The following is a 23,719-nucleotide window of genomic DNA, read 5'->3' as shown; positions in this document are numbered from 1 at the left end:
GCTGGTCGTGTTGGGGGGGGGGTGGGGGGGGGCCCGCGGGTTTCATCCCCGCCCCCCCGGGGCGGCCCCCCCCCCCCCCCGGGCCCCCCCCCCCCCCCCGGGGGGGGCCCCCCCGCCCGGCGCCGGGGCGGTCGGGCTCAGGCCAGCCCGGCGCGCTCCAGGGCCGCGACGCCGGTGCGCAGCGCCGTGATCCGCTCGTCCAGGCCGAACCCGGACGGGGCCAGGGTGAGCGTGGTGACGCCCGCGTCGGCGTAGGCCTGCATCCGGTCCGCGATCCGGGCGGTGTCGCCGATCAGCGAGGTGGCGTCGATCAGGTCGTGCGGGACGGCCGCGGCGGCGCCCGCGTAGTCCTTGGCGAGGTACCTCTGCTGGATCTCGTCCGCCGCCTGCTCGTAGCCCATCCGCCGGGCGAGCTGGTTGTAGAAGTTCTTCTCCTTGCTGCCCATGCCGCCGATGTAGAGCGCGGCGTACGAACGCTGGGCGTCGACGCCCGCGGCGACGTCCTCGCCGACCGCGATGGTGACGGTCGGGCAGAGGTCGAAGCCGTCCAGGCTCTGACCGGTCCTGGCGCGGCCGGCCCGCAGCGGGTCGACGGAGAGCGCGGCGTGCTCGGGCGAGAAGAAGATGCCGAGCCAGCCGTCGGCGATCTCGCCGGTCTGCTCCAGGTTCTTCGGGCCGATCGCGGCGATGTACAGCGGGATGTGCTCGCGCACCGGGTGCACGGTGAGCTTGATCGGCTTGCCGGGCCCGCCGGGCAGCGGCAGCGTCCAGTGGGCGCCCTCGTGGACCAGGCGCTCACGGGACATCGCCTTGCGGATGATCTCGACGTACTCGCGGGTGCGGGCCAGCGGCTTGTCGAACTTCACGCCGTACCAGCCCTCGGAGACCTGCGGCCCGGAGACGCCAAGGCCGAGCCGGAACCGGCCGCCGGAGAGGGTGTCCAGGGTGGCCGCCGTCATCGCGGTCATCGCCGGGGTGCGGGCCGGGATCTGGAAGATGGCCGAGCCGACGTCGATCCGTTCGGTCCTGGCCGCGACGAACGACAGCACGGTGGCCGCGTCCGAGCCGTACGCCTCGGCCGCCCAGCAGACCGAGTAGCCCAGCCGGTCGGCCTCTTCGGCGACCGCGATGTTGTCGGCGTCCATGCCGAGTCCCCAGTAGCCGAGGTTGATGCCCAGTCGCATGTGCCATGCCTTCCAGTCGGGTTGTCCGCGAGGGTAGCCGTGCGCCCGGCGGTCATGCTACTGGCCGGTAGTCGTGGGCCTGGTCACATTCGGGCGAGCCGGGCGAGTAGTGATCGTTCTGCGGGTCGGCCCATCTGTCCGGGCACCGGCCGCTACGCTCAGCCGACGTGGAGAAGCCTCTCCCCACCTGCACGTTTACCGGCCAGTGGAGGGCCCGTCCGATGGAAAAGCGTCACCTCGGCCGTACCGGGCTGCAGGTCTCCCGGCTCGGCCTCGGCACCATGGCCTGGGGCCGCGACACCGACGAGCACGAGGCCGCCGAGCAGCTCAAGGAGTTCGTGGACGCCGGCGGCAACCTGGTCGACACCGCCGATGTGTACGCCGACGGGGGCGCCGAGTACCTGCTCTCCCGGCTCACCGAGAACCTGATCCCCCGCTCCGAGCTGATCATCGCCACCAAGGCGGGCAGCGTCCCGGAGTCCGGCCGCCGCTTCGACGGCTCCCGCGGCCACCTGCTCACCGCCCTGGACGCCTCGCTCCGCCGCCTCGGCACCGACTACGTGGACCTCCTCCAGGTGCACGCCTTCGACCCGGCGACGCCGATGGAGGAGACGCTCAGCGCCCTCGACATCGCCGTGGCCTCCGGGCGCGCCCGGTACGTCGGCGTCTGCGACTACAGCGGCTGGCAGCTCGCCAAGGCCGCCACCTGGCAGCACGCCCACCACGGCCGCACGCCGCTGGCCGGGGCGCAGCTGGAGTACTCGCTGCTCCAGCGGGGCATCGAGCGCGAGGCACTGCCCGCGGCCCGGGACGCGGGCGTGGGCGTGCTCGCCTCCTCGCCGCTCGGGCGGGGCGTGCTCACCGGCAAGTACCGGCACGGCGTGCCGCAGGACTCGCGCGGCGCCTCGCCGTACCTGTCCGGCTTCGTCCAGCCGTACCTCGGGGAGCGCTCGCGGCGGATCGTGGACGCCGTCGCCACCGCCGCCGACGGGCTGGCCAGCAGCCCGCTCGCGGTGGCCCTGGCCTGGGTCCGGGACCGGCCCGGGGTGGCCAGCGCGCTGGTCGGCGCCCGGACGGTGGCGCAACTGCAGGCGGCACTGTCGGTGGAGGCGCTTACGCTTCCGGGTGAGATCCGTGGTGCGCTCGACGACATCTCGTCGCCGGTGCACCGGTACCCGGACCAGGGGTGGACCGAGCTGTAGAACGGCCCGGGTGCGGTCCGTCTGTTCCCGGCCGCTCACCGACCAACTGAATCGACCGATCGACCGACCTGACCGACCGGGCCGCCGCGCGCGGCACGGCCGGCCCGACCACGCCGGCCGCGCCTGCGGCGGAGGCCCGGCGCCAGCAGTGGAGTGACCTTTCTTGGAGCGAACGATGAGTGACACGGAGAACGGCGCTCCGGAGGAGACCTCGGCGGGCGTGGACGGCGGCGACCAGGCGGGCGCGGACCGCGGCGACAAGGCGGCCGCCGTCGCGGCGGTGGCGGCGGCGATCCGGGCGATCGGGGCGACCGGGAAGCAGCAGATCGGCCCGGCGTCCGGAATCCCGGCACCGCAGGCCCCGGCACCGCAGGCCTCCTCCTCGCAGGCCCCGTCCTCGCCGAGCGCGGCGCCGCAGAGCACGGCGGCCCAGAGCACGGCGGCCCAGGGCACGGCGGCCCAGGGCCCGTCGTCCCCGACTCCGGCGGCGGCCCCGGCCCCGGCCGGTGGAACCGCGCCGGCGCCGCCCCGGGCGCACGCCGTGACGGACGAGCAGCGGGCACAGGCCCTGCGGGCCACCGCCGAGGTGCTGACCGCGGGCGGCGCACCCGCCGATCTCGCGTCCGCCGCCGTGGCCGAGTTCGGCGACGGCGCCGCCGAACAGCTGCGTGCCGATCCGTGGGCGGTGCTGTCCCTGCCCGGTGTCCGCCCCGAGCACGCGGACGGCTTCGCCCGCGGCCTGCTCGGCCCCGCCGCCGGCCCTGGCGACCCCCGCCGGGCCCAGGCGCTGGTGCCGTGGCTGCTGGAGCAGTCGGCGCTGCGCGGCCACTCCGCCGTGGAGATCGGCGAGGTCGCGGCCGGGCTCGACCGGCTCGGTCTGCCGGACTCCGCCACCGCGCTGCAGTCGGCGGTGGTGGACGGCCGGGCGATGGCCTTCCAGGAGGAGCTGACCGGGCCCGAGGCGCAGGCCGCCGTCGGCGGCGACGAGGACGACGAACCGCCGACCCGGACGCTGCTCACCCTGGAGCGGCTGGCGCTGGCGGAGGAGAGCCTGGCGGACGGGCTGGTCCGGCTGATGTCCACCTTCGGCCCCGGGGAGGACGTCGACGTCGAGGCGGAGGCGGGCGAGGCGGAGGCGGAGGCGGGCGAGGCGGAGGCGGAGGCGGGCGAGGCAGCGGAGGCCCACGAGGTGGCGGAGGGCGCGCCCGAGGAGGGCGCGCCGGAGCCCGTCGCCCCCGGCCCGGCCGCCTGGGAGGCGGCCGCCGAGGCGGCGCCCTCGTCCTCCGCGACCGCCCTGATCCGCGCGGCGGCCGAAAGCGCCCTGGTCACCCACACCGGCGGCGAGGCCGCCCGGGCCGAACCCGCCGCCCTGCTGAACGCCGCCACCGGCCTCGGGCTGCGCGCCTGGGCCGCCACCTGGACCGACCAGGGCCGGAACAGCTTCGCCGCGCTCGTCACCGCGACGGGCGGCACGGCCGACGGCGCGGCCGACCACCCGCCGGTGCCGGTCGCCACCCTGGCCGAGCTGCTCTCCGGGGTGTCCGGCCCCGGCCGCTCCTCGGACGGCGCGCTCGCCCTGGACGTACTCGTCGTCCTGGACGCGCCGCTGCTGGACGTCGAACTGGCCGCCACCCTGCTGGAGTCGCTGGCCGACGGCACCCGCCTGGTCCTCAGCGGTGACCCGGGTCAGCTCTGGTCGGCCGGCCCGGGCCGCTTCTTCGCCGATCTGCTGGCCGCCCGGGTCTGCCCCTCGACGGCCTCCCGCACCCCGGACTTCGGCCCGATCGGCGAGCTGGTCTCCGGCGTCGGCATCGGTGAACTCCAGCCGGTGGAGGCGCCCGACAAGGAGGTGGTCATCCTGACCGCCAAGGACGGCGGCGAGGCCGTCCATCGCGCCGTCCAACTGCTCACCGACTCCATTCCGCGCGCGCTCGGCATCCCCGCCGAGCAGGTGGTGCTGCTCACCCCCGGCCACGGCGGCACCGCCGGCACCCGGGCGCTCAACGCCGCCGCGAAGGCCCGGCTCAACCCCGGCCCCGGCCGCTTCGGAGGCTTCGACCCGGGCGACCGGGTGGTCGACTCCCCCGCTCCCGGCATCACCCGCCCGGCCCGGGTGCTCGACGGCGACGCCGCCGGCCTGCACCTGGAGTACGCCGACGGCGCCCGGCGCACCGTCCCGCCCGCGGAGGCCGGCCGGCTGCGGCACGGTTGGGCGCTGACCGTCCACCAGGCGGCCGGCCGCCGCTGGCCGGGCGCCGTGGTCGTGCTGCCCGACGACGCGGCCCAGGCGCTCACCCGGCAGTGGGTCTACACCGCCTTCGGTCGCGGCGAGCGCCATCTCTCCGTGGTCCACGCGGCCGGTCCGGCGCTCCCGCAGGCCGTCGCCGAGCGCCCGGCGCTGCCCCGGACGACCCGCCTGCGCGCGATCCTCGCCGAGAACGCCGCCCAGACGTACTGACCGTCGCTCACCACACCACGGGCGGGGCCCACGCGGGCCCCGCCCGTCGGCATGCCCGCCCCGGACGCGGGCCGGGGCGGGACTGTCGCCGGGGCGGGACTGTCGCCGGGCCGGGGCTCGGGGCTCGCCATAAAGCAGGCTCATGGCAACGGTGGATCGAACCTTGGACGCATGACCCAGACCGGCGGAGCACTGCGCCGGCTCTGACGCCGCCCGCGTTGCGAAAGAAACGTCCGAAACCACGCGCCCCCGCAGAAACGTTCGGGCACCATCGCGGCCGGCCTCGCCGGTCTGCTCGTCGCCGGGGCCGCGGTCGGCATCGCCCGAGCCGCCGCCGCGTCGCGCGCCTTCCGCTTCGAACGCCTTGTCGGATCCTGGCCGCGCGCTGTCGGACGAACGGCCGGGGGCGGCACCCGGACCTTCCGTCCCGGTACCGCCCCCGACCGTGTGGCAGGCGCAGGCGCACCCGCGCCCGCCCCGGTCAGTCGTCGGGGTCCTCGTCGTCGTAGACCTCGCTGACGTCGAACCGGCAGATCAGCAGCTGCGGGTCGGCGTGCTCGAACGGCTCCGGCAGCCACTCCCCCGGCTCGGTCGGCTCGGCGGCGGCGACCCAGAGCGTCGAATCGGCCTCCTCCAGGCCGAACTCCTCGCTTCGGGCGGCGATCTCGTCCGGCTCGTACTCGCCGAACAGCACACCGATCGCGGCGTTCACCCCGCTCGTCCCGCCCCCGCCCGGGGTCAGCGAGTCGTCCAGCCGCTCGGCCTGGGCGCGCAGCCGCTTCGAGTCGACGATGTGGTAGTCGCGGCGGATCAGCACGCTGATCGCCTCGGGCTGTTCGGGGCCATGGAAGCCGCCCGGGCCCTCGTCACCGGGGACCTCGAAGGGGGTCACCTCGTCGTAGACCTCGTAGAGGAGTTGGTCGTAGGCGATGGCCGCCGTCGCGAGCTGCTCGTAGGCGGCGAACACAGCGGGATCGTCCGCTGCGCTGGGGCTTGACACCGCTTCCAGATGACGGTCGATGGCGGCCTTGACCGCCTCGGCGGCGGCGCGTACCTCGGCAATGGTGGGCTGCGCGGCATCAGACATGGTGCAGACGCTATCTCCCCTCGGCGTCACCACGCACAGCGGTTGTCACCTACACCCGCGATTTCACCGCAACTTCCCCCCTGATGTCCGATCCGCGTGCTTCTGTGCCCGCGCACGCCCTGTGCGAGGGGCGCGAAACGGCACTGCGGGGTCCGCCCGGTGCCGCTTCGCGAGCCGTGTTCCGGGTATCCCGTCAGCAGGAGAAGCAAAGCTGACGAACCGTCAGGCGGGCGGGTGGCCGACGGACGGAAAGCGGCCGGCAGCGGGCCGGCCCACGGACGGCTGCGGGCCCGCTGCGGGCCGACGGGCTCCGGAGGGAGCGCGCGAGGGGCGCGTGGGGAGCGAGGCCGAAAATACCCGGCCGGTTGTCGGAGGCAGGCCGTAGGCTTGCCCGCAGGTGTCCCTCAGGAGGAGCGTTTTGACCCCACCGAAGCCGGTCCGGCAGCCGGAGTACGAGTACCAGTCGCTGCGCATGCCGCGCGGCACCAGCCGCAACGCGGCACGCCAACTGCTCACCGAGCACGCCGAGTACGGGCACTGGGAGCTGGACAGACTACGCCTGTTCCCCGACGGCAGCCGGACGGTGCTGCTGCGGCGGCGGATCATCCGGCAGGTCAGGAGCTGGTGACGGGCGCACCGCCCCGAACCTTTCCCACCCCGGGCACTCCCCCCGGGCGTTCACGGTCTGGGTGTCACTGCCCGGCCGCCCTGCCCCAACCCTTCCGGCCCCGGCCCGTCCGACGCCGACTTCCCAGGTGCCGAGCCCGTCCTGAGGGCTCCCTGAGCATTCACGCGCCCTGCGGCCGTCCGTTCTGTCCGACGGCCGCGGGGCGCGCGACATCGACCGCCGCCTCCGATCGAGGCGCCCGGCTCAGCGCGCGCCGGCGCGGGAACGGCGGTAGAGGACGCCACCACCGAGCAGCAGCGCCAGACCGGCCGCGCCGAGCAGCTCGGTGCTGCCCGCGCCGGTCGCCGCCAGCTGGCCACCACCGGGCGTGGAGCCCTTGGTGACGCCCGAGACCGGAGTCGCCGAGCCGCTCGGGCTACTGGCCGGGGTCGTGCGCGTGCCAGGGGTCACCGGCGGGGTGGGAGTGGGGGTGACCGACCGCGGAGTGGGCGGCGGGGTCTCCCCGGTGGGCGGAGAGGTCGGCGTGCACGGCTGGCCGGGGCAGGGCGTCGGCGAGGGCGAGACGCACTCCTCGGAGCACTCGTGGTGCGGCGGGGCCACCGGGGCACTCACATTGCCGCAGCCGTTGCCGAACGCGGGGTTGCCGACGCCGACCACGTCGACGGTGTTGCCGCAGGCGTTGACCGGGATGTCCACGGGCGCCTGGACGCTGTTCCCGGAGAGCACACCGGGCGAGCCGGCCGCCGTTCCGGAGGCCGACGCCCCGGAGGCGGTCTGGCCGGAGGAGGCCTGACCCGCGCCCGCGCTGCCCGAACCCGCGTGACCGGAGCCCGCGTGACCGGAGCCCGCGTTGCCCGAACCCTCGGTGCCCGAACCCGCGGTGCCCGAACCCGCGTGGCCGGATCCGGCCCCACCGGGGTGCCCGCTGACGTTGGCGCAGTGGTTGCCGTACGCCGGGTTCAGCAGGCCGATCACGTCGACGGTGTTGCCGCAGGCGTTGATCGGCACCTCGATCGGCACCTGCACCGAGTTCCCGGAGGCCACGCCCGGCGAACCGGCCGCGACCCCCTGCGCGTCGGCGCCCGCATAGGCGTAGCCGGCGGCCGAGGCCAGAACGCCACCGGCGGCCACAGCCGTGAGGAGCCCCTTCTTGGCTACATTCCTCATATTTTCCCCTGACATATTGAGACGACAGGACGACCTGCTGAAAGTCGGAATTTCCGAATGGATAGCAAGGTCTCCGCGTGCACACGGAATAACGAAGGTCCGGCGGAGAAGTCGGGAGAAACAAACCTCTTTCACCCGATCGAGGGATGACCCCGACCACCCCCGAGGGAACCCCGCCCGGCCCTGAGCAGGCAAGCGCCCCCGGTGCGGCGTTTCCGCCACCCGGGGGCCGAGCGAGTCGATCCGATGATCAGCCGATCATGCGGTCAATCGGGCGCTCAGAAGCCTGCGCGACTCAGAAGTTGGCGCAGTGGTTGCCGAACGCCGGGTTCAGCACACCGATCACGTCGATGGTGTTGCCGCAGAGGTTCACGGGGATGTGCACCGGGACCTGGATCTGGTTGCCCGAGACGACGCCCGGGGAGCCGGCGGCCACACCGTTGGCGGCGGCGCCACCGTGAGCGGACGCGATACCGGCGGCGGCCAGCACCAGGCCGCCGGTGGCGGCGGCAACGGCGGCGATCTTCTTGACCTTCATCATTCCTCCTGTATGGATAACGCGACCCGTTCGGCGGGCTGCATAGGAGTGAACGAGAGTGTGGCAAACGGGGTACGGAGCGCTCCGCCCATTCACCCGCAACGGTGATTCACCGCACAGATGATCGACCCGAATAGTCAAGCAGAATCGTTTCTGTCGATCTCCTCCTCGCTGTCCCAAATCATTAGCTCGGACAATGCGGTCGGCCCGCCCCCGGCACTCCGGGGACGGGCCGTCCGGTCACTGCGCCCGGCTCGCGCCGGCCCGGCGGACCTCGGTCAGCAGGCGTCGATGAACCGGTCCAGCACCCGAACGCCGAACTTCAGACCGTCCACCGGCACCCGCTCGTCGACACCGTGGAACATCCCCGCGAAGTCCAGCTCCGGCGGCAGCTGGAGCGGCGCGAAGCCGAAGCAGCGGATGCCGAGGTCCTGGAACGACTTGGCGTCCGTGCCGCCGGAGAGGCAGTACGGCACGGCCCGCGCGATCGGGTCCTCCGCCCGCAGCGCGGTCTGCATCGCCTCGACCAGCGCCCCGTCGAAGCTGGTCTCGATCGCCTTGTCCGAGTGCAGGCTCTCGCGCTTCACCCGCGGGCCGAGCACGCTGTCCAGCTCGGCCAGGAACTCCTCCTCGTAGCCGGGCAGGAAGCGCCCGTCCACGTGCGCCGTCGCCTGCCCGGGGATCACGTTCACCTTGTAGCCGGCGCCGAGCATGGTCGGCTGGGCGGTGTTGCGCAGCGTGGTGCCGATCATCTTGGCGATGCCGCCCAGCACCCGCAGCGTCTCGTCCATGTTCTCCGGGTCGAGCTTGACGCCGAGCGCGTCCGACAGCTCGTCCAGGAAAGCCCGGACGGTCTTGGTGATCCGCAGCGGGAAGGTGTGCCGCCCGAGGCGGGCCACCGCCTCGCACAGCTCGGTGATGGCGTTGTCGTCGTTCTCCATCGACCCGTGCCCGGCCCGGCCCTCGACCGTGAGCCGCATCCAGTGCATGCCCTTCTCGGCCGTCTCCACCAGGTACAGCCGGACCTGGTCGTTGACGGTGAAGGAGAAGCCGCCGACCTCGCCGATGCCCTCGGTCACACCCTCGAACAGGTCCGGGTGCTTGTCCACCAGGTACCGGGCGCCGTACGTGCCGCCCGCCTCCTCGTCCGCGACGAAGGCCAGCACCAGGTCACGCGGGGGCTTGCGGCCGGTGCGCAGGCGGTCGCGGACCACCGCCAGCGTCATCGCGTCCATGTCCTTCATGTCGACCGCGCCGCGCCCCCAGACACAGCCGTCCGCGATCTCGCCCGCGAACGGGTCGTACGTCCAGTCCGCGGCATTGGCCGGCACCACGTCGGTGTGGCCGTGGATCAGCAGACCCGGGCGCGAGCGGTCCTCCCCCTCGATCCGGACGACGGTCGAGGCGCGGCCCTTGGCCGACTCGAAGATCTGCGGTTCGATCCCGAACTCGGCAAGCTGCTCGGCCACGTACTCGGCGGCCTTCCGCTCCCCCGGCCCGGAACCGTCACCGTAGTTGCTGGTGTCGATCCGGATCAGATCGCGGCAGATCCCGGCGACCTCCGACTCGGCCGTCACCTTCGGCGCCGCCGCCCGCTCCGTCGACTCGCTCCGCTCGCTCACGGTCACTCCTCGTCTCTGCCCGCACGGACGCGACAGCGCGCCACCCCCAGGACCTGCACCCAGGTCGTACGAGCACGTCCGCCCATCCTCCCCCAGCCCCCCACCCGGATCCACCCCGCGAAGCCCGCGGACACCTCCCGAAACCCCCTGGTCACACCCCCGCCACACGCCACCACCAGTCCCCGTCACCGGCCCCGCACCCCCACCCCCGGCCGTTTTGGGACCGCCAGCCGATCTTTGCTACAGTTACATCTGTCAGCGCGACCGACAAGGCCTCAAAGACAAACACCCGGTCCGGGTGGCGGAATGGCAGACGCGCTAGCTTGAGGTGCTAGTGCCCTTTATCGGGCGTGGGGGTTCAAGTCCCCCCTCGGACACCAGCAAGGCCCCTGTTTATCAGGGGCCTTTTGCTTTTCCTGGCCGCGGCGTGACCACCCGCGCGACCAACCGCCCGGCGAATCCCCTGTGGGACCGGGGCAGACAGGTCAACCCTGCCGGCATTGCTCGCGACCGGCTTTCCGGCCCCGTCCTCACGACAGTGCCCGCACCGGGCCATCGTGTAGCCCGGCGAGCAATGCCGAACGTTCGCCGACACCTCCCAGCCGCAGATGTCTCTCGGACCCACGCCATCAGGTCGAAGTCCTCGGCTTCATCGGCCAGCTCGCGCACCCCGGCGCAAGAGGCCTTGGCCGCGGTGGACCTGTCGGCGTTCACCGCCTTGCGGAGGAGCCGCGCGAAGGGTGCCGACGTCCCAACCCGCCACGGTCTCGACGATCCGGGCGTCCTGTCAGAGCGCCTCCTCGACCCGCACCTGCCCGAGACATGCAGAGCATCGTTCTCCGGAGTTGTACCGGCTCAACAGCGCCCGGCACCCCCCGCAGTGGCGTCCACTCATCTCGGCCACCACCCAACCCCCTTCGGAACGAATCTTGCTCAGGCCGGCATGCCACCGCCTTGCGGGTCATGCGTTCCGCTCGGGAACTCCAATTATGTTGCTGCCGACAGATTCTGACGGCCAGAAGGGTCAAGAGCCGTCCGAGTGGCGGGCGGTTCGCCGAACCCCTGGCAGCCCGTATTCTTCTGGTTGTTCATGCAGCACATATCGACAGGAGGCATGACAGTGGCCGGCGTCAAGCAGGGCGATTGGGTGGTCGGTGCAGCGGACCAGGTCGTCGCCGAGGGCAAACGCCGCGGCCCTGGTACGCCCCTGGTGTGCGCCTCCGGGATCAGCCCGTCAGGCCCGATCCACCTGGGCAACCTGCGGGAGATCATGGTTCCGCACTTCGTCGCCGATGAGATCCGACGGCGCGGGTTGGAGTGCGAGCACATTCTCTCGTGGGACGACTACGACCGGCTCCGCAAGGTCCCGGCGGGTCTTCCGGCCTCGTTCGCCGAGCACATCGGGCGGCCCCTGACGGCCGTGCCGGACCCCTGCGGTGAGCACGAGAACTGGGCGGAACACTTCAAGAGTCCGTTCCGGGCAGCGCTCGCGGACCTAGGCGTCGAAGTCACCGAGATCAGCCAGACGCAGATGTACACCTCAGGCGCCTATCGCGAGCAGATCCTGCACGCGATGCGGAACCGGGAGAAGATCGATGCCGTCCTCGGCCGCTACCGCACCAAGCAGGCGCAGGCCGCAGAAGCCGAGGTGGACGAGGACGAAAGCGACGAGGGAGCCACCGACAGTGGTTACTACCCGTACAAGCCGTACTGCGCGGCATGCGGGCGGGACACCACAGCCATCAGCTCCTTCGACGAGGACAGCACCGAGATCCGCTACACCTGCCAGTGCGGCCACAGCGACGGCTCCGCGCTCTCCGAGGGCAATGGCGGCAAGCTGGTCTGGAAGGTCGACTGGCCGATGCGCTGGGCGCACGAAGGCGTCACCTTCGAGGCCGGCGGGGTCGACCACTCCTCCCCCGGTTCAAGCTTCACCGTCGGCTCCCAGCTGGTGCGGGAGGTCTTCAGCGGCCATCCCCCCACCTACCTCGGATACTCCTTCGTCGGCATCAGCGGTGCCGCCAAGCTGAGCGGATCGGCCGGCGGTGCTCCGACGCCCACCAACGCCCTGCAGATCCTCGAAGCACCGCTGCTTCGGTGGCTGTACGCCCGGCGGAAGCCGAACCAGGCGATCACCGTGGCCTTCGATCAGGAGGTCAACCGGCTGTACGACGAGTGGGACGCACTCGGTCGTAAGGCCGCCGCCGGGCAAGCCGAGCCGACGGAACTGGCGGTGAGGGAGCGGTCGATCGGTTCCGCGACTCGGACACTGCCTACCACCGAGTTGGTCCTGCCGTTCCGGACACTCGCCTCGGTGGTGGACATCACCACCGGCGACGAGGAGCAGACGCTCCGCATCCTCCGGGACTTCGCTGCGGAGACGCCGCTGGCAGACCTGGACCAGGCCCGACCTCGGCTCGACCGCGCACAGGCCTGGGTGACCGGCTATGTTCCGGCCGAAGAGCGCACGCAGGTTCGGACAGAGCCCGACCTCGCGAGGCTGGAGCAGTTGTCGCCGGCCGAACGCGAGGCGCTGAAGCTCCTGATCGACGGGCTGGACGAGCACTGGTCACTGCCCGGGCTGACTGCCCTCGTCTACGGGGTGCCGAAGCTGCAGGCCGGCCTGGAGCTGGACGTACCCGCGACGCCGGAACTGAAGACGGCTCAGCGTGCGCTCTTCTCGTTGCTGTACACGCTGCTGGTCGGGCGGGACACCGGTCCGCGGCTTCCCACGCTCCTGCTGGCCCTCGGCGCGGAACGCATCAGGTCGCTGCTGACCGTCGCATGATTCGATGGGGCGGGGTCCGACATGGCCCCGCCCCGTCTCCACTCGCTCCTACGCCACAGTGCCGGGGGACCGGCGGAGGCCGGTGAGGCTGAGGATCTCGTCTGCTACGGCCCGGGCGCTGCGTTCTGCGGTCTCCAGGTGCGTCGCGAAGAGGGGCTCGGAGAGAGCGGCAAGGCAGCGTTCGACCTGCAGGCCCTCCCAGCTGAGTTCACCCCACTTGTCCGGGCCTTCGCCCCGGGCGCGGAGGCGGTCCCGGATGGTTGCGGCGTCGGCGAGCAGGGTGAAGTGGTGTACCTCTTGGCCCTGTTCGCGCAGCGTCCCGACAACCTGGGCGAAGACGGTAGTGCGGGCTATGGTCATGGGCACGAAGAGCGTCCGGCTGTACGCCCGTGCTGCCTCCTCGATGAGGCAGCGGGTCAGCGGCGGCCAGACCGGCTCCAGTTCGAACTCCTCGGTCCGCATTCGGTCAGGCAGTTGGGACCACAGCATGTGCCCGACCTTCTCCGGGTCGATGACCAGCGCATCCGGCAGATCGTCGGCGAGGATACCGACCGTAGTGCTCTTGCCCACACCGAACGGGCCGTTCACAAAGACGATCACGTGTTGCACCTCCGTCTCGGATGGCTACTGGATGTTCATCAGAAGAGCTCGACGAAGCGCTGCGGATAGGTGCTCGCGTTGTAGCGCAGGACAAGGACCGAGTAGTTCTGGTGTTCGCGCAACCGATTGGTGGCACGTTTGATCGAGCGCAGCCGAGCGAGCATCGCCGCTCGTACGAGCGGGTCCTCGATGCCGGACTGCGCGCACGCCCGGTCGACTGTGGAGTCACAGTAGTGCTGGATATCGGCGTCGCTCTCGGACACAAGCGCGTGGTCGGCCTGGTACAGAACGTCGAGTCCCTTGAAGAGCGCCAGCGCCTGCTCGCGGGTCTCCATCGGGCTGCTGATGCCGAAGACATCGCGGCGAAGCGCCGCGATGTCCGGCGGCAGGGGTTTGTCGCTCCAGAACGGCGAGGCGAGAACGTAACCGCCGTCGTCCAGGAGGTGCGGGAGGCGCGCGGCCATGGCAACGGGCTCCGGGAAGAATCCGAGTGCCGCGCCCACGACAACGTGACTGAAAGTGCGGTTCGGGGCGTAGGTCGTTCCGTCGGCCTGAACGTACTGCAGCCGCAGGTCGCGGCCGGTGCCGTGGTGGTTGTACTGAGCCAGGGCGACGGAGTCTGCGGAGAGGTCGAAGCCGGTCGCGCTGCAGCCCGTGAGACGGGCCAACTCGCGGGAGGAGAAGCCGGTGGTGCAGGCGACTTCGAGGACTGTGGAGTCCTGGTCCATCCGGGACTGCAGTGCCCAGGTGTTCAGCGTGGCGAACGCGCCCGGCATGACGTTGGTCTGGTTGACCATGGCAACGAAGTTCGGGTAGCCAGCCGACCAGACGTCGTCGGCGCTTCGCGGGATCTTGGGGACCGGCCAGGCGACGAAGCGGGCGGAGGTCGTAGTCACGTGCGGTTCTCCTTGACGGCTTTGAGGGTGAAGCTGAGCGGGAAGGGGTCGTGCTCGATACGCCACCAACCCGGCCGCTGGTCGGGCATCATCCACGACAGCGGTTGCCAGGGCAGGCGTGGGTGCTCGGTGAGCTCGGTGATGCGCAGCCCTGCGTTGGCGATGGCCGTCACCACTTCGGAGATCGGGTGGTTCCAGCGATACTGCGGGTGTCCGAGCTGGTGGCTGGTGTCGACATAGGTGCTGGCCTCGGCGTCGACAACGGGTTCGCGGTGCCGGAAGTACGGATTGCGGGGCAGGTAGCCGGCGCCGTCGCGCTCGTCGTCCCAGATGAACAGGTGCGGGTGGCCCTCGGCGAGGAAGAACTCGCCTCCGGGTCGCAGGTGTTCGGCAATGGTGCGTGCCCAGGCTCCGAGGTCGGGGAGCCACATGAGGACGCCCCAGGTGGTGAAGCAGACGTCGAAGGTACGGCCAAGCCGGCACACGGAGACTTCGGCTTGCTCGAAGTGCGCGGGCAGGTCCAGCTCTCCGGCCAGCGTCCGGGCTTGGAAGATGGCCTCGGCTGAGAAGTCGACGCCGGTGGCGTCAGCGCCGAGCCGAGCCCAGGAGAGGGTGCCGAGGCCGAAGTGGCACTGGAGGTGGAGAAGGCTCCGGCCTCGGATGTCTCCGACCCCTGCGAGCTCCAGGTCGTCCAAGGCGAGCCTGCCGCTTCGGAAGCCGTCGAGGTCGTACCAGTCACTGGTCGCGTGGAGCGGGACGCGGGCGTCCCACATCGTCTGGTTGCCGGCCAGCCATTTGGTCTGGTCCGGGTCGGAGACCGCCCTTGGCACCGTCATCGTGACTCCTGTCGAGGTGAAGGGACGGTCAGCCGTGTGGCGTGCCGACGAGCCAGCTGCGCCAGCCGGGTAACGCTGAGTCCGATGCCGACGCAGGGCGGAACGCCACCCGCGAACATGTCGACGGCCTTCCGATAGTCGCGGTGGACGGGATGCGGGTCGTCGGCGAACTGGCTCTGGAAGGCCTCCGCGAGCAGCCCGGTATTCCGCTCGTTCCGGCTGACCTCGGCGACCTCAAGCCCGTCGACGTACAGCCATACCCGCTGAGCGGCCCGTCCGGTACCAGCGATGAGTGGCGAGGCAGGGCCGGGGATGCCGTCGATGGCGGCGAGCCCCTGTAACCGGTGTCGCAGGCTGCTGCGCCAGAGGCGCCGGGCCAGGATGTCCGGGTCATCTGTGCGGGCGGCGGTGACTGGGATGTGCTCGTCGGACAGAGCACGGATCGCTGGGACGTCTGACAGGTCGACGCCGGACACCTCCCGGAATGCCTCGTCGAAGGACATTCTCCGCAGGGATCCCTGGTGCACCGTCACTTTTCGGGCGAGGCTGACCGCGTACTCGGTCATCCCGCCAAGGTCGAAGTCGACGGCGTACGCCTCCAGCATGAGGAACTCCTTGGCCGGCTGCCCGCGCAGTCCCTCGTTACGGAAGCTCGGGCCAATCTCGTAGCAGCGGCTCGTGCCAGAGGCGATCACATCCAGCAGGGCCAGCTCGGTGGTGACGCGGAGGTACTGGTGGCGTCCCGCCGCGGCAGCCCACGTGGCGAAAGGTCGGGCGGCGCCTCCGAAGTACCCATCCGTCAGGACCGGGGTGATCACCTCGGCGAAGCCGGCGGCAGCCAGGTGCTCGCGGACTGCGCGCAGCACTGCGGTCGCAGCGAGAGCGTCGGGCGCAGCCCGTACGGCGCCGGGCTCGCGGCGCTCCAGGCGGGTCACGAAGACTGTCGGCTGCCCAGTACGGCTGATGCCCCGGGTACCGCGTACCGCCACCAGGTCTCCAGCCCGAAGACCTGCGGCCAGGTCGCGGCTGATGGCGAGCTGCGCGGTGTGGCCGTCCCAGCCCAGGTCGGCGAAAGTGAGGCGGCGGTGCTCGCGGAGGGCGAGGATCCGTCCGCCGAGCCGAAGCATCCCGTCTTCGGTCTGCCAGCACGGCCAGCCCGCCGGCGGGAACGGCTCCGAGGAGTCAGGCGGGCTCGCCTCACGATCCTGGCTGCCAAGGCGGGCGACGAGCGGGTCGTCCGGTCCGGTGAGCCGGCACAGGAGGGTTCCGGCGTCATCGGTTCGAGGATCAAGCAGCCAGGCGATTCGCCGTAACAGCCAGCGTCGATGGCGGTCGTCGGCGGACGGTAAGCGACGAAGGAGGTACCGGACCGCAACGGCCCGCAGAGCCGTCGTCCGGCAGGGTACGGCGCCGGCCAGTGCCGGTATCGCCTCCGAAAGACTCTCGCGATCGACCGGACCGTGGGGCCAGGGCTCTGTGCCGGGGGATGTTGCCAGGGCAATCGCGTGGAGCAGCACGTCCTCCTCGGGAGGGCCGAGCGGCCGTTCCGGGCGGATGTCGGGCGGCAGTAGCTCGCAGCCGGTCGCATGGAGCCTCACCGCAGGGTACGGGCCGTGAGCGAGGATGCGCGCGATGCCGGCGAGCACGGCATCGGCGCCGTCTTCCCGTCCGCCGCGTTCTGCCGTGAAGAGCCCGCACGCCGCATCGAGCATTTCTGCCGGGGCGTCCCATGTCGTCGTCGGCAAGGTTGCGTGGGTCGCCGCGATCTCTGCCGCCAGCCGGTTGTACCCGGCAATCGCCCTCACACCGACTCCTTTCCGGCGTCGGTATCGCTCTGCCACCACCGCACCGGTGCATCGTCTCGGTCGAGCGGCCAGACGAACTTGAGGGCCTCGACGTCCTGCTGCGCGAGCGCGGAGTCGTACGGACATCCCGCACCGACATGCGCGAGCCTGATCATCTGCCGGACCTCGTCGGCAATCACCGCGCCCTGGGGCGTCGCGTGCCGGTCGAAGGACATCACCGGCTGCAGCAGCAGGTACGTGGAGCCAGAGCCGAAGGTGAACCGCGCGGAGTACGCCGGGTAGCAGGGCGCGAAGGCAAGAACAAACCACCGGGTCCCGCGCAGAGTCAGCCACCAGTGGTCGGAGCCGGCCTCGCTCAGTGCCGCCCCTGCGTCCTCGCCCTCCGCCGCCAACAGTCCCGAGAGGACCTCACGGGTGGCCACGGCCAGAGCATCCACGCTGGCTCCGTGGCAGGCATGGCTGAGTTCGATCAGCAGTCCGTCGAGCGCGTCGGCCTCCACGCGGACAGCGAAGTCGGCCATGCGGGGAGCTGCGGCGAGGCCGGCTTCTCGGGCATCCGCACCATGGAAGGTCGGTACGGCCTCGATCCTTGCTCGGGACGCGAAGGCGCAGGCGGCCTGCTGCTGGATGAGGCGGAATCCGGCGCTGGGTTTCTCAGGCACGCGCCACCGCCACCTGGTCCTGGTAGCTACGGGAGACCTGTGGGCCGTCGGCGTGCTGGTACTTGCCCTGGTAGAGCTCGATCGGACCATAGGGCATCCAGAACGTAACTTGGGCGATGAGCATGCCCGACCAGATCCGCACGGGCAACGTGGCGTACAGCTGGAGCGTGGAGTGGCCGACGAACCCGAGGTCGATGAGGTCGGCGGTGACGTGGACGAACAGGCCGAGGCGGGCGGTGCCGGACTTCGCGTGAATCATCGGAACGTAATGGTCGCTTCCGATCCGCTCGGCCGTCTCGGCCAGCACAAAGTCGCCTGAGCGCAGCAGGTAGCCGTCGTCCGGGATGTCGCGCAGCTCGTACGCGGGCTCCCGGCGGGGGTCGAGGACCTCGTCCCGGTAGACGACGAGCCGCCGGCCCAGGGCGAGGTCGTAGGAGTTGGTGGTGCAACGGGAGTTGTCGAAGGGCGCCACAGTGATGCGGTCGTGGCCGACCTGTTTGGCGATCTCCGATCCGGTGAGGATCACTGGCGTGCTCCAATCCGTGACTCGCAGGGGTCGTTGAAGGCTGCGTAGAGCGCCGGGGTCGGACGGACGGTCCCGGTGTTGCGCCAGAAGGAGACCTGGCCGACGACCATGCCGGGGTAGATCCGGATGGGGCGGATGGCGACGATCTCCAGCGTCCAGCGGTGGCAGGAGGTGGTGTGACCGAGGTCAGCCGACAGCTGCAGGAACAGGCCCAGGCGTCCCATTGAGCTGCGGCCGATCAGCGACATCGCGTAGACGGGGCTGCCGATGGTTTCGACGGTGTGGCCGAGGTACATCCGGTGGGGGCTGAGGACGTGGCCGTCCTCGGACAGCTCCATCTCGACGAACCGGCCCTCCGCGTGGTCGTAGCGCTTGAGGAGTTTGCCGAGGCGGTAGTTGTAGCTGTTCGGGTTGACGGCCTCCCGGCGGAACGGATCGATGATGATCCGGCCGGCCCGTACCTCTTGTTGGATGAACGGTCCGGTGAGGATCACACGGCACCTCGCGTCGCGCATTTGGAGATCACCGACAGGCGGGATGCGGATCGCAGGACCTGGGACGGCTTCCAGGCGACCCCGGCGTGGTCAACGCTGAGCGTCTTCGACTCGCGCATGAAGGCCTGGAGCAGCGCGGTGGCCTGCATGCGGGCCAGGGCCGCGCCGAAACAGGCGTGCGGTCCATGACCGAACCCGAGGTGCGGGTTCGGGCTCCGCTCAGGGCGGAACTGCTCGGCGAACTCGAAGACTTCCGGGTCGCGGTTGGCGGACGCCTGGAGCAGCACAAGGCGCTGCCCAGCAGCCACTGGAACCCCGAATACATCGGTGTCGCGGACCGCCGCACGCGCCGTGATCTTCGACGGTCCATCCAGGCGGAGCGCCTCCTCGACGAAGCCTGCGGCGAACGTCTCGTCGGCGACCACCGCTTCACGGTGCTCGGGGTGGGCTGCCGCCGCGAGGAACAGGCTGGATAACAGGCTGCTGGTCGTCTCGTGGCCGCCGACGAGCAGGGCGATGCAGTTGGCGGTGATCTCCTCGGCCGTCAACCGGTCGCCGTGGGCTTCGGCCTGCACCAGCCCGGAGATGATGTCGCCTCCGGGCCGGATACGACGCTCCTCGATGACGCCTTCGAAGTACCGGGCCAGGCGCTTCCAGGCGAACGCGACGAGCTGCTCCTGAGCCTCCGTCAGTTTCGGTTCCGCGATGAGGACCACGTCGTCCGACCATGCTTTGACGGCGGCCTGATCGGCGTCCGGGATGCCGAGGAGGGTGCTGATCGTACGTACCGGCAGAGGCTCGGCCAGTCCGGTGACTGCGTCGCCTCCACCCCTCTCGCTGAACTCCCTGACGAGGGCACCGGCCGTGCGCACGACGGTGCTCCGGAGGTTGGTAATCTGCCGCGGGCTGAAGGCCTTGGCCAGCAGGGTCCGAACTCGCGGGTGCACCGGCGGGTCCGCGTACAGCACCCACGACGCGACCGGGGCCAGCAGTTCGCGCAGCTCAGACGGGAGCTCACTGAGCATTCCCAACGCAGTGGGAGCGCAGATGAAGCCAGGATCCCGTAACAGATGACGGACCTCCCTGTAGCGCGGGAAGACCAAGCGCCCACTCCCGAGGTCCGGGCAGTCGATGGCCCGGCGTCCACTCGCGAGCTCGGCGAGCGCGAGATCGGGTGCATCACCGTTCAGGGCGGCCAACACCGTTGCTTGATCCATGGAGTGCTCCTTTCTGATCAGTCGATCTAGCCGGTGCGAATCAGGTGTCGCCGATGCGGCAGGTCAGATCCTGATTCCATGTGGTGCTGCTTGTCCGCGCCCGGACTCTGGGCAGATCACCGCCCAGACGACCTTGCCGCCCGGCACCGGGTGCCAGCCCCGGAGCACTCCCGAACCTCCCTGGACAGCTCGCCACTCGGCTGGCTCTGACCCGCCGGTGGCCCCGCACCACGATGACGGCCCGCCATGACCGTGCTTTGAGCACTTTGGGTCCTCACCGCAGGCGGGTCCGGGCGGACCTCCGTTGGTGAGCGTCTGACCTCTCCAGGCTGGGGCATCGGCAAGTCCTGAAGGGAGCCCTCCCATGCGGACAGGTCGGTTGTCCGCATGCCAGGAATCAGGATCGGGGTACCGTCGGAACCCGAGCACCCGTTCAGAATCGTGAGGATCGAATGACTGACGAGGTCAGTGCAGCGTGGGTGGCCCGCAAGCACACGTCCTACGACGAACTCACGTCAGTCGGGGGCGCGCTGTGGTGGCTCCAGTCGGACCCCGATCTGGAAGGTGCTCGCCGCCTCGTGCGGATGGCGCCTGACTCTGTCCCCCAGGCCCAGACACCGCCTGATGTGTCGGTGGGCGGCTGGCTCCACGCCTACGGCGGCGGATCGTATGCCGTCGGACCGGACTGCCAGTGGATCGTCAGCGCCATCGACAGCAAGGTCTACCGAATCGGCCGACAGTCATCGCCACAGTGCGTCGTGCCCCGCGAGGACGACTTCCTCTACGGTGATCTACATCTCGTCCCGGAAGGGCTTCTCGCAGTACGGGGCACCGAGGACGGCGACGAGATCGTCTCGATCGGGCACGGTGACACGGCCGTCCAGGTCCTGATCAGCTCGACCGGCTTCCTGGCAAGCCCGCGGGTGCGCGGTGGCCTGCTCGCGTATCTCGAATGGGATGCCGACCGGATGCCGTGGGACTCGTCCAGGCTCCGAATCGCCGAGTACAGGGCTGGCGCAGCCGACAGCGCGAGCGAGCTTGTCGCGGGCGGCGTGTACGAGTCCGTCATACAACCGTCGTGGGGGCCGGACGGGTCGCTGTACTTCCTCTCCGACCGAACCGGATGGTGGAACCTCTACCGCTGGAACGGCCCGATCCATGCGGTGGCGCCGCTGGCTGCCGACTGTGCGCCGGCGCCCTGGGAGGGCGGCTACCAGTCGTACGCCTTCCTGCCGGGCGGCGGGATCGCGCTCACCGTCCTCGACGGCTTTCGGACCCGTCTGATCACCGTGGAACCAGGTGGAAGTCAGACCGAGCTCAAGACAGAGCTGACCTCGCTGAAGCCGTACATCACGGCGCACGGCGCAGAGCTGGCGGTCATCGGATCAACTCCGTTCAGTTCTCCCTCCGTCCGTATGCTCAATCCCACCGAACGCACTCGGCGGACCGAAGACGAGACCTCGGCAGCCCACCGTCCCCAGGTGGCCGGCCCAAGCGTGCACGAGACTCGGCAAGGCCACGCTGTGCGGTACGTCCTCCACTTGCCGAGCTCCCGTAACAGCGCCATGCCCACACCACTCCTTGTGCGGGCGCACCCCGGTCCCACCGATGACGTACCGCTGCGTCTTGACTGGACCGTGCAGTTCTTCACCAGCCGGGGGTTCGCCGTGGCCGAGGTCGCCTATCGCGGCAGCACCGGACAGGGTCGCGAGTTCCGCCAGGCCCTGCACGGGCACTGGGGGGAGTATGACGTCGAAGACTGCGTGCTGGTCGCCGAACAGCTCTTGGCCGACGGTGTCGCGCTACCGGGTGCGGTCTTCATCACCGGCGCCAGCGCGGGCGGATACACCGCGCTCCAAGCCGCCTGTCTGCGTGGCCCCTTCACAGCGGCCACGGCAACGTCGGCCATCATCGACCCCGAGCGGTGGACCAGGACAGCCCCGCGCTTCCAGAGGCCGCACGCCGCGATTCTTGCCGGACCGGCAGGTCCTATCCAGGCCGGGAGGATCTCAGTACCGGTGCTCCTCATCCATGGCACTACGGACGCCGTCGCACCCGTGTCGGATGCTGTGGAGCTCGCAGATCAACTGGCAGCCGATGCCAAGGATCACCAGACGCTGATCCTTGATGGCGTAGGACACTACTTGTCCGACCCGGCAAGCCTTCAGGCTGCGCTGGAAGCGGAGTTGGCGTTCTACAACCGCTTCATCCCTGCAGCCGGGTAGCAGCTGCCTGCTGGGCTGCCGCAGGCAGCACAGCATGCACGTACTCGAAGAACTCGGCCACGTCCCGGTGTCCGGCGTACGGTGCCAGATCGGAGAGGAGACGCGCGACCCTGTCGACAGAGCGCCCCGAGGACGTTCTCGCCGCGTATCCGACGGCCTCTCTCCCGGCGGCACACGCCTGTTCCAGATCGTCGGACCGGAGCCAGGTCGAGGCAAGCAGCGCAGCGTCGATCGCCAAGCGGCGGACCCGGTCCCGACCTACGCCTTCGAGTGCGTCAGCCACCTGGCTCCGAGCCGCCGGAGCCCGGCCGAGATCATGCAGGCAATGTGCCATCTCGTCCGCCAGGTACGCACGAGTGAAATAACTGATCCACGGCGGTTCTTCCTGCGCATCGGAGGCATCGAGCAGGGCCTCCGCCTGCACCATGAGCGCGGTGGTCGGCTGCTCGTCACCCATTCGCGCATGGGCTCGCGCGCTGACGGCCAGAATCGCGGCCCGCGTCGCCGGACTCGCAGCGGTGCCCACGCCGGCGATCGCGGCCTGCGACCACCGCAGAGCGGCATCGGAGTGGTCACAGTGCAGGGCGAGGTGCCCAAGGTTCACGGCCACCAGATAGCCGCCATAGGCGCGATCACGCGCCTCCGCAGTCAGCACGAGAGCTCGCTTGTAGTAAGCCTGCGCCCATCCTGGCCGACCGGAGTCCACGGCCTGGTAGCCCGCCAGTTCGAGGAAGCCAGTGGCCACCTGGCGTCGGCCGAGCTCCGTGTCGCGGCTCGCCGCAGGGCGTGAAAGCAACGAGACCAGTTCGGTGTCGATGTACGTCGACAAGTGAGCGGCGAACTGGCCTGCGCCGTGCGCGTGATCCAGCTGCCGGAACATCGCGAGCGTGTCCCTGGCCAGGAGAACGTCCTGATCCGTTACCCATAACCGACCACCCGACTCGGCCGATGCGGCCATCGGCCCGTCTGCCGCGACCCAGCTGGTGATCAAGGCGTCGGAGGCCTCGGGCGCGAACCTGGTCGGCCGGAGCCCTTCAGCCGATGCTGGAGCGACAGGCCTCGAACGCCGCCGTTCCTCGTCGGCGCCGGGCCACAGACCGACAAGCGCTCCGTCCGCGTTCAGGACGCGATCGCACGCCTCGATGAGCTCACGATCTGGGAACCGCTCCGTCGCCTCAACCCGGCGAACCAGGTCAGGACTGCAGTGGACAGCGGCCCCCAGCTTGGCCTGGCTGAATCCACGCTCCGTCCGCCGCTTCCGCAGCTCGGCCCCCAGCCGCGCCTGGGCTGACCCGGAAGCAACGATCTCCCGCGATCTGGCTGCCACTCCACCCCCTTGCCAACACCAGCACTCACCGCCGATGACAGCGACACCCTCGTCAACGTACCGTCATAACCCATTGTTCACACCATATTTCGGCGAACGCTGCGACCACAACGCAGGTCGGGAGGTTTCTCCCGAGAGACATCCCCGCAACTTTACGGAGCCGAGGAGGAGCCGCACGTAGGCACACTGCCCCAGCCGCCATCCGGAACGGGTCTTTTTGCTTTTCCGGCCACGGTGCAGCAGTCGCGTGGCCCACCGCACGACAGGCACTCACGTGATCAGCGGAGGATTCGCCTGGATGGATGCGGACGGTAAGTCAGCTGACTCGATCAGGCTCAACGTCCCATACGACGGTAGGGCCTGGCAGGATGCAGCCTGGTACGGCAAGGTCCAGGCTGCCGCACTCTGTGAGACCGACTCCTGAATAGGTCGGGAGCACTGGAATCTTGAATTCAGG

At 70.4% G+C, this 23,719-nt stretch carries 19 protein-coding genes, 1 tRNA gene and 1 pseudogene; 6 read left to right on the top strand and 15 right to left on the bottom strand.

Annotated elements, in window-relative coordinates; translation table 11 throughout:
* Positions 1-137: 137 nt before the first annotated feature.
* Positions 138-1,184, bottom strand: coding sequence for an LLM class F420-dependent oxidoreductase (locus ACIQIB_RS10115; RefSeq protein WP_363608809.1), 1,047 nt, complete (start codon positions 1,182-1,184; stop codon positions 138-140).
* Between the two features lie 221 nt (positions 1,185-1,405).
* Here ACIQIB_RS10115 and ACIQIB_RS10110 point away from each other — a divergent pair, with 221 nt between their 5' ends.
* Both ACIQIB_RS10110 and ACIQIB_RS10105 read left to right on the top strand, forming a co-directional pair.
* Complete coding sequence (locus ACIQIB_RS10110; RefSeq protein WP_363608811.1) at positions 1,406-2,386, top strand: aldo/keto reductase; 981 nt, start codon at positions 1,406-1,408, stop codon at positions 2,384-2,386.
* 175 nt (positions 2,387-2,561) lie between these two features.
* Positions 2,562-4,844, top strand: a complete 2,283-nt coding sequence (locus ACIQIB_RS10105; RefSeq protein ID WP_400757499.1) for an ATP-binding domain-containing protein — start codon at positions 2,562-2,564, stop codon at positions 4,842-4,844.
* Between the two features lie 481 nt (positions 4,845-5,325).
* Here the strand turns inward: ACIQIB_RS10105 and ACIQIB_RS10100 are convergent, their stop codons facing one another.
* Positions 5,326-5,931 (bottom strand): hypothetical protein, encoded by a 606-nt coding sequence (locus tag ACIQIB_RS10100; RefSeq protein WP_363608815.1) that lies wholly within the window; start codon positions 5,929-5,931, stop codon positions 5,326-5,328.
* A gap of 418 nt (positions 5,932-6,349) precedes the next feature.
* Here ACIQIB_RS10100 and ACIQIB_RS10095 point away from each other — a divergent pair, with 418 nt between their 5' ends.
* Positions 6,350-6,559: a DUF5703 family protein gene (locus tag ACIQIB_RS10095; RefSeq protein ID WP_363608817.1), complete on the top strand. Its 210-nt coding sequence runs from the start codon at positions 6,350-6,352 to the stop codon at positions 6,557-6,559.
* A 243-nt stretch (positions 6,560-6,802) separates the two neighbouring features.
* Here the strand turns inward: ACIQIB_RS10095 and ACIQIB_RS10090 are convergent, their stop codons facing one another.
* The 3 genes from ACIQIB_RS10090 to ACIQIB_RS10080 form a co-directional block, all read right to left on the bottom strand.
* Positions 6,803-7,726, bottom strand: a complete 924-nt coding sequence (locus ACIQIB_RS10090) for a chaplin (protein WP_400757497.1) — start codon at positions 7,724-7,726, stop codon at positions 6,803-6,805.
* A 295-nt stretch (positions 7,727-8,021) separates the two neighbouring features.
* A complete protein-coding gene (locus tag ACIQIB_RS10085; RefSeq protein WP_400653624.1) occupies positions 8,022-8,264 on the bottom strand; it encodes a chaplin in 243 nt (80 codons plus the stop codon).
* Between the two features lie 278 nt (positions 8,265-8,542).
* Positions 8,543-9,886: a M20/M25/M40 family metallo-hydrolase gene (locus ACIQIB_RS10080; RefSeq protein ID WP_363608823.1), complete on the bottom strand. Its 1,344-nt coding sequence runs from the start codon at positions 9,884-9,886 to the stop codon at positions 8,543-8,545.
* A gap of 292 nt (positions 9,887-10,178) precedes the next feature.
* Here ACIQIB_RS10080 and ACIQIB_RS10075 point away from each other — a divergent pair.
* Positions 10,179-10,266 (top strand) — tRNA-Leu (locus ACIQIB_RS10075).
* A 734-nt stretch (positions 10,267-11,000) separates the two neighbouring features.
* The gene (gene lysS, locus ACIQIB_RS10070) at positions 11,001-12,674 is read left to right on the top strand and encodes a lysine--tRNA ligase (protein ID WP_400653638.1); all 1,674 of its coding nucleotides are present in this window, start codon (positions 11,001-11,003) and stop codon (positions 12,672-12,674) included.
* 48 nt (positions 12,675-12,722) lie between these two features.
* On the opposite strand, the gene ACIQIB_RS10065 is transcribed toward lysS, so the two are convergent.
* From ACIQIB_RS10065 to ACIQIB_RS10030, 8 genes are read right to left on the bottom strand one after another with little or no spacing between them, the layout of a single operon-like run.
* The gene (locus ACIQIB_RS10065; RefSeq protein ID WP_400757496.1) at positions 12,723-13,274 is read right to left on the bottom strand and encodes an AAA family ATPase; all 552 of its coding nucleotides are present in this window, start codon (positions 13,272-13,274) and stop codon (positions 12,723-12,725) included.
* Positions 13,275-13,312: 38 nt separating this feature from the next.
* Positions 13,313-14,170 (bottom strand): class I SAM-dependent methyltransferase, encoded by an 858-nt coding sequence (locus ACIQIB_RS10060; protein ID WP_400757495.1) that lies wholly within the window; start codon positions 14,168-14,170, stop codon positions 13,313-13,315.
* Positions 14,167-15,006: a class I SAM-dependent methyltransferase gene (locus tag ACIQIB_RS10055; protein ID WP_400757494.1), complete on the bottom strand. Its 840-nt coding sequence runs from the start codon at positions 15,004-15,006 to the stop codon at positions 14,167-14,169. The genes ACIQIB_RS10060 and ACIQIB_RS10055 overlap by 4 nt, the downstream gene beginning before the upstream one ends.
* On the bottom strand, positions 15,003-16,811 hold the full coding sequence (locus tag ACIQIB_RS10050) for an amino acid--tRNA ligase-related protein (RefSeq protein WP_400757493.1): 1,809 nt from the start codon (positions 16,809-16,811) through the stop codon (positions 15,003-15,005). The genes ACIQIB_RS10055 and ACIQIB_RS10050 overlap by 4 nt, the downstream gene beginning before the upstream one ends.
* On the bottom strand, positions 16,808-17,473 hold the full coding sequence (locus ACIQIB_RS10045) for a hypothetical protein (RefSeq protein ID WP_400757491.1): 666 nt from the start codon (positions 17,471-17,473) through the stop codon (positions 16,808-16,810). Before ACIQIB_RS10045 ends, ACIQIB_RS10050 begins: the two co-directional genes overlap by 4 nt.
* A complete protein-coding gene (gene dcd, locus ACIQIB_RS10040; protein WP_400757490.1) occupies positions 17,466-17,999 on the bottom strand; it encodes a dCTP deaminase in 534 nt (177 codons plus the stop codon). Before dcd ends, ACIQIB_RS10045 begins: the two co-directional genes overlap by 8 nt.
* A complete protein-coding gene (locus tag ACIQIB_RS10035) occupies positions 17,996-18,493 on the bottom strand; it encodes a dCTP deaminase domain-containing protein (protein WP_400757488.1) in 498 nt (165 codons plus the stop codon). Before ACIQIB_RS10035 ends, dcd begins: the two co-directional genes overlap by 4 nt.
* Positions 18,490-19,710, bottom strand: coding sequence for a cytochrome P450 (locus ACIQIB_RS10030; protein ID WP_400757487.1), 1,221 nt, complete (start codon positions 19,708-19,710; stop codon positions 18,490-18,492). Before ACIQIB_RS10030 ends, ACIQIB_RS10035 begins: the two co-directional genes overlap by 4 nt.
* A 452-nt stretch (positions 19,711-20,162) precedes the next feature.
* Between ACIQIB_RS10030 and ACIQIB_RS10025 the strand changes: the two genes are divergently transcribed.
* A complete protein-coding gene (locus tag ACIQIB_RS10025) occupies positions 20,163-21,935 on the top strand; it encodes a prolyl oligopeptidase family serine peptidase (protein WP_400757486.1) in 1,773 nt (590 codons plus the stop codon).
* Here the strand turns inward: ACIQIB_RS10025 and ACIQIB_RS10020 are convergent.
* Positions 21,916-22,926, bottom strand: coding sequence for a hypothetical protein (locus ACIQIB_RS10020; protein WP_400757568.1), 1,011 nt, complete (start codon positions 22,924-22,926; stop codon positions 21,916-21,918). The genes ACIQIB_RS10025 and ACIQIB_RS10020 overlap by 20 nt on opposite strands.
* Positions 22,927-23,043: 117 nt before the next feature.
* Positions 23,044-23,262, bottom strand: a pseudogene (locus tag ACIQIB_RS10015) (multiprotein-bridging factor 1 family protein); the annotation flags it as partial.
* Positions 23,263-23,719: the final 457 nt, after the last annotated feature.

The sequence above is a fragment of the Kitasatospora sp. NPDC092286 genome, assembly GCF_044755565.1.
GTDB lineage: Bacteria > Actinomycetota > Actinomycetes > Streptomycetales > Streptomycetaceae > Kitasatospora.
The sequence above is the reverse complement of the archived record's forward strand: the minus strand, read 5'-3'. Positions and strand labels throughout refer to the sequence as shown.

Bases quoted from the DNA above. Each gene is read 5' to 3' on its own strand.
- ACIQIB_RS10055 (WP_400757494.1), bottom strand. From the start codon at position 15,006: ATGACGGTGCCAAGGGCGGTCTCCGACCCGGACCAGACCAAATGGCTG.
- ACIQIB_RS10105 (WP_400757499.1), top strand. From the start codon at position 2,562: ATGAGTGACACGGAGAACGGCGCTCCGGAGGAGACCTCGGCGGGCGTG.
- ACIQIB_RS10025 (WP_400757486.1), top strand. From the start codon at position 20,163: ATGACTGACGAGGTCAGTGCAGCGTGGGTGGCCCGCAAGCACACGTCC.
- ACIQIB_RS10030 (WP_400757487.1), bottom strand. From the start codon at position 19,710: ATGGATCAAGCAACGGTGTTGGCCGCCCTGAACGGTGATGCACCCGAT.
- lysS (WP_400653638.1), top strand. From the start codon at position 11,001: ATGACAGTGGCCGGCGTCAAGCAGGGCGATTGGGTGGTCGGTGCAGCG.
- ACIQIB_RS10110 (WP_363608811.1), top strand. From the start codon at position 1,406: ATGGAAAAGCGTCACCTCGGCCGTACCGGGCTGCAGGTCTCCCGGCTC.
- ACIQIB_RS10090 (WP_400757497.1), bottom strand. From the start codon at position 7,726: ATGAGGAATGTAGCCAAGAAGGGGCTCCTCACGGCTGTGGCCGCCGGT.
- ACIQIB_RS10100 (WP_363608815.1), bottom strand. From the start codon at position 5,931: ATGTCTGATGCCGCGCAGCCCACCATTGCCGAGGTACGCGCCGCCGCC.
- ACIQIB_RS10115 (WP_363608809.1), bottom strand. From the start codon at position 1,184: ATGCGACTGGGCATCAACCTCGGCTACTGGGGACTCGGCATGGACGCC.
- ACIQIB_RS10085 (WP_400653624.1), bottom strand. From the start codon at position 8,264: ATGAAGGTCAAGAAGATCGCCGCCGTTGCCGCCGCCACCGGCGGCCTG.